Genomic DNA, 4,951 nt, shown 5'->3' on the forward strand with positions numbered 1-4,951 from the left:
AAATAAGACGACCGACATCACGACACACAGGCCTGGCTCACCAGGCTGTGTGGAAACTGATGGGAGGCTCCGGTTTGACCGGGGCCTCTTTTGATTTCAGGCGGGTGCGTTCCGGAGGTTGATGGTGCGGAGCAGGTTGTAGGCGAGGACGGAGAGCGCGATCTCCGTGCGGGTGCCCTTGAGATTGCGGGTCAGGAAGCGCCCGCCGGCCATCATTCTCTTGATGGTGCCGAAGGGATGCTCGACGGCGCATCGTCGGGCGCGCATCATCTCCGGCGTGGCCCGCGCGGCCATGCGGTTGAGCGTATCGTCGTCGAGATGACGCTCGACGAAGCGTCGCTCGGCCGTGGTGCAGCGGTCCTTGAGGGCGCAGCCGGAACAATCCACTGCGACGTAGGTCACGTTGCGTTTCTTGCGATGGAGTTGCTTGCGGATCAGGCTGCGGCCGGCGGGGCAGACGAGGGTATCGGTCTCGGGCTGGTAGGCGAAGGCCGTGCGGTCGAACAGCGTCCCGTCACCCTGGTTGTTGACCGCGCGGTGGGGCGGAACGCAGGCCAGGATCGCATCGCGCTCGCAGGCGCCGGCATGCGCGCCGTTGCCGTATCCCTTGTCGGCCACCACAGTCAGCGCGGCCAGGTCGAGAGCCGCCTTCGTGGCGCTGGCCATGGGATGAAGCTGGCGCCGGTCGGTCGGCTCGTCGGTCACCGCATGATGGACGATCAGGCCCGTTTCGACATCCACAACGCTCTGCACGTTGTAGGAGGGCGGCTTGGGTCCGGCGCCATGGCCCATCGGCCGGGCATCCGCCTCATCCTCGACCAGGGTCGCGCGACCTTCCGCGTCCATCCTGGCCGCCAGTCGGTCGAGTTCCGCACGCCGGGTCCGAAGCGCGGCGAGCGCCGCCGGAACCGCGCCCGGCTCATCGTCGGGCTCGCGCGCATCGGCTTCGTCCAGCCCGGCGAGATAGGACGCGATCTTGCGGTCGAGACGGGCGGCTTCCTCGGCGATGCCGTCGCGGCCGATGACCTTCTTCGGGCTGGCGGCGGCGCGGAACTTCGAGCCGTCCAGCGCCACCAGCCGTGCCGCGAACAACCCCGCGTCCCGGCACAGCAGCACGAAGGCGCGGGCGGCTCCGACGATCGCGGGGCCGTTGTCGCGCCGGAAGTCGGCGATCGTCTTGAAGTCCGGAGCCAGTCGCCGGAGCAGCCACATCGCCTCGACATCGCGTCGGCAGGCCCGCTCCAGGCGCCGCGAGGAACGAACCTCGTTGAAGTAGCCCCAGACATACAGCTTCAGAAGATCGCGCGGATCATAGCCCGGACGCCCCGTCGTGGCCGGAACAGCACGACCAAAGCCGAGACCTGCCAGATCGAGCCCGTCGACAAAGGCGTCGATCACCCGGACGGCCGCCTCCGCCGCCACGAAGCCCTCGACACGCGCCGGCAGAAGCGACGCTTGAGCCCGGTCCTCGCCGACGATGTATCCCATGAAAATGGCCGCCCCGTTCCCGAGGCGGCCATTCTATCAAATTGCTCGGCCTTTCCACACAGAATGCGAAGCCGAGCCCTTTCGTCGCGCTGTGTTTCGGTCACTTCTTGCGGGCGGCGGCGAGGAAGGCGGCGGCCGAGGGCATCGCCGGGGGCGGAGCGATCGTCGGGGTGGTCGGGCGAACCGCCATGGCGGCGGCCGCCGGCAGGCTCGGAATGCTGGTGATCGACAGGGCCGAGGCCTGAGCGACGCTGGCGAGGACGAGGGCGACGGAGACGAGGGCGACGCGCATGGGAAACTCCACTGTGTTCGATGCCTGAAGCGTCGGGGTTGTTGTCGTGTCCCGCTCGCTTCTTGTGAACATGAATACAGTCGAGTTCTAACGCGCGCCTTAAAGACCGCAGTGAATCAAATCTTGCGCGACACTATTCGTCCGCCAGCGTCGAAGAACGATTTGCTTACTGAATCGATCGTTGTCGAGATCGATCGAACACCACCTAAGCCTGAAGACCCCATGCCTGCACCAGCGGCGAGCGCTCCTGCTCCCGATCGGTCGCGGTCACCTACGAATTGAACCGAAGCCGTGATGCTCGATCCCCGCGCGTACGGCCAGGGTGCGGCGGTGTCCGCGCCGCGGTCCGTGCAATCCTCGTCTGCGTCTCGGAGCGTAGCCTGGAGCATGGCGGCACCGTTCGTCCCTTCCCAGGCGCACCCTGCGGCCACACCGGGGTGACGTCCTGGCACTCGCTAGCGATCTTTGCAGAAACCGCCCTCGTCCTCCCGGCCGGGATCCTGGCTGGCTTCGTGCTAAGGTCAGGACTCAATCAGCACCAGAAGGCGATGACGGCGACGAGCGCGACGGCCGAGGCGTAGTTGCGGGCCAGCTTGTCGTAGCGGGTGGCGATGCGACGGAAGTCCTTGAGGCGATTGAAGGTCGCCTCGATGCGCCAGCATTCGCGGTAGCGGCGCTTGTCGTGGCGGATCTTCCGCTTGCGGCCGCGCTTGCCTGGGTTGATCGGCGTGATGCCTTGTTCCCGCAGGTCGGCCCGGAGCCAGTCGGCGTCGTAGCCCTTGTCGGCGGCCAGACGACGGACCCGACCGGGAGCCTCGGCGAGCACCGCTGGGGCGGCGGTGACGTCGCTGGCGTTGCCGGGCGTCAGCAGGAGGACGCCGGGGCGGCCGAGGACATCGGTGAGGGCGTGGATCTTGGTCGTCTGGCCGCCACGCGACGGGCCGATGCCTTGCGCACGAGCCCCCCTTTACCGCCATGCGCCGAGCGGTGCGCCTTGACGTAGGTACTGTCGATGGCGGCCGCCTCGCCCGCCCATCCGCCCTTGGCCAGTGCCCTCAACATCGCCCGCCAGAAGCCGCGGCGGGACCAGCGATTGAAGCGGTTGTAGACGGTGGTGCGCGGACCATACGCTGCCGGGCAGTCGCGCCAGCGGCAGCCCGAGGTCAGCACGTGCAGGATGCCGGAGATGACCTGCCGATCATCGTTCCGTTCCGGCCCGGGCTGGTTCTTGGGCATGAACCGCTCGATCACCGCCCACTGCTCGTCCGAGAGCTAGAACAAGTCCGCCATCGCCGCCTCCATCCTGCAAACGGCGGCTCTCAATCACAAAACTAGAACTCTCACAACGCCTTGGTTCGGTTCACACCCTAGGCTACCTCGGCTACATCCCGGCCCACCACGCCGTACATCACTCGCGCGCAGTGCGCCAATCATCGGGCTCCGCCCTCAGTCTGGCCAATCCTCTTTACGGGCTAAAGCTGAGTCACGCCGCACACCACTGTGGCGTAGAGGCACATTTCGGTGTCGTCCCGACGACTTGGGACCGGATGTTCGGGACTTACCGGCCGATCAAGCCTCGGTCCTGATTCGCAACCCTGCTAAGAAGCTTCCGGTTAGCTCTGGGCCGCAAATACAAATCTCCACGATCTCTGGCCTGGATTGATCGAATGAGATATCGATCTGATGTCGATCAGAAATTAGGCTCGATAGGCTTTCGTAAGCCGCTACCCGCGCATCATCCACAGTCGTCACGCGCGCAGCGAACACATCGGACCGGATAACCGCCAGCGCTTCCATCTGAAAATTCACAGGCATGGTCTCGACCCTCGGTCTGACGCTCAATCCGAGGGCGGCGGCTCAGTTCCAGCTGCAAGGATACATCAATGGCCGCGACCCTCAATCGCGCAGCCTTCAACGCGGCTGCGCGCAGTCCCTTGTTCGACGGCCGCCTGACGGCCTCACAGGTCGCCGGCATGGACGCGATCCTCGACGCAGCGCCGCCCTTTGCTCGAAGCCCGCTTGATCGGCCTCACGCCTTGATGATCAGCGAAAGTGCGTCTGAGCCGCGATCTGACGCCGATCGACAAGCGGTCCGCAGCGCCGTAGCGCGGATTGCTAGTCAGACCCTAGACCTTCGCGTGTTACGACCGAGACCAAGTTGTTTCGCAATGGCTGCCCGGGCCGCCGAGTAATTGGCTGAGACGACGGGGTAATCGACCGCAGGCCGTAGCGGACGCGATAGGTTTCGAAGTCAATGCCGTGCGCCGCGAGGTGCCGCTTCCAAGTTTTATAGGGCTTGCCGTCGATGAAGCTGATGAGGGCATCTGGCGTGATGGATTTTCGGATGGTCGCGGGCTTAGATGTTTCGACGTAAACGCTAGTTTCCGCCTGAGGGATCGATGCTGTCGAAGCGAGTTGTTGGAGACGTAGGCACAGACAATCAAAGCCGTTGCATCTAATTATCTGATTACTGATTTGTAAGTAGAATCATCAGCTTCGTTAGCATTATCGGTCGAGGCGTCTGCCCAGTCATTGTTCGCCGATACGTTCACGGTTGAGTACCCTTTAAGGGATGTGGCACCTGCGTTGTGCAGATTGAGCGCGCAAGGACAAGCGCAATGTGATCGATGTAAATTGACCGTGCGCCCCAATTTTTTGCCACGTCCAAGCTTCGCAACAATCCAAAGGAGCGAAAGTGCCTCGCGGTGCGAAGAGCAGGGCGAATGCAGATGCTGCTATCACCAAATGACTCGGGGGCGCAGCAGTCGGAATGGCGACCACCAAGATGTAGCCCGCCGCCATGCGTGTTCAGGTGACCCTCCAGTGTGCCGAGGTTGGCTGGGCTGAGCGTTGCCCGGCGACCGAAGCCGGTCGTCAAGGAGAGTAAAAATTACCTTCACCCCCATCAGGTGCGCAGCGAGGGCGATGGTCCTCAGTGACAATCATGTCGCCCAAGTACGAAGCCGGTTGGGAGCGTCGGCCTGACCACCCGACCCGCCGTCCCTTCGGGAGGCGGGCACCTACCAGAGCAACCCTCTCATTCTAATCACCCTCGATTGGTTGCGGTCGGCGGCTGACGAAGACGGGAGGATGTTCTCCGTCTGGGTGGACGATTGGGACGCCCGAGCAAAGATTGGGACGCTCGTTCAAGACTGTTCCGGTTGTGATCTT

Annotated in this window: 4 protein-coding genes; all 4 read right to left on the reverse strand. The window is 64.0% G+C overall.

Translation table 11 applies throughout. The features are described 5' to 3' along the window. Positions 1 to 96: 96 nt before the first annotated feature. Positions 97 to 1,488, reverse strand: coding sequence for an IS1182 family transposase (locus MHA02_RS21575; protein ID WP_147082614.1), 1,392 nt, complete (start codon positions 1,486 to 1,488; stop codon positions 97 to 99). A 100-nt stretch (positions 1,489 to 1,588) separates the two neighbouring features. Beyond that, on the reverse strand, positions 1,589 to 1,780 hold the full coding sequence (locus MHA02_RS21580) for a hypothetical protein (RefSeq protein ID WP_147082609.1): 192 nt from the start codon (positions 1,778 to 1,780) through the stop codon (positions 1,589 to 1,591). Between the two features lie 532 nt (positions 1,781 to 2,312). Further along, positions 2,313 to 3,016 (reverse strand): IS5 family transposase gene (locus tag MHA02_RS21585; RefSeq protein ID WP_238180557.1). Its coding sequence is split into 2 segments (ribosomal slippage): positions 2,313 to 2,740 and positions 2,740 to 3,016, totalling 705 coding nucleotides; the frame shifts between segments, so codons are not numbered across the junction. Between the two features lie 879 nt (positions 3,017 to 3,895). Next, the gene (locus MHA02_RS21595) at positions 3,896 to 4,255 is read right to left on the reverse strand and encodes a MucR family transcriptional regulator (protein WP_373318412.1); all 360 of its coding nucleotides are present in this window, start codon (positions 4,253 to 4,255) and stop codon (positions 3,896 to 3,898) included. Between the last annotated feature and the right edge of the window lie 696 nt (positions 4,256 to 4,951).

It is taken from the genome of Methylobacterium haplocladii, assembly GCF_007992175.1.
Lineage (GTDB): Bacteria > Pseudomonadota > Alphaproteobacteria > Rhizobiales > Beijerinckiaceae > Methylobacterium > Methylobacterium haplocladii.

Bases quoted from the DNA above. Each gene is read 5' to 3' on its own strand.
- MHA02_RS21575 (WP_147082614.1), bottom strand. From the start codon at position 1,488: ATGGGATACATCGTCGGCGAGGACCGGGCTCAAGCGTCGCTTCTGCCG.
- MHA02_RS21580 (WP_147082609.1), bottom strand. From the start codon at position 1,780: ATGCGCGTCGCCCTCGTCTCCGTCGCCCTCGTCCTCGCCAGCGTCGCT.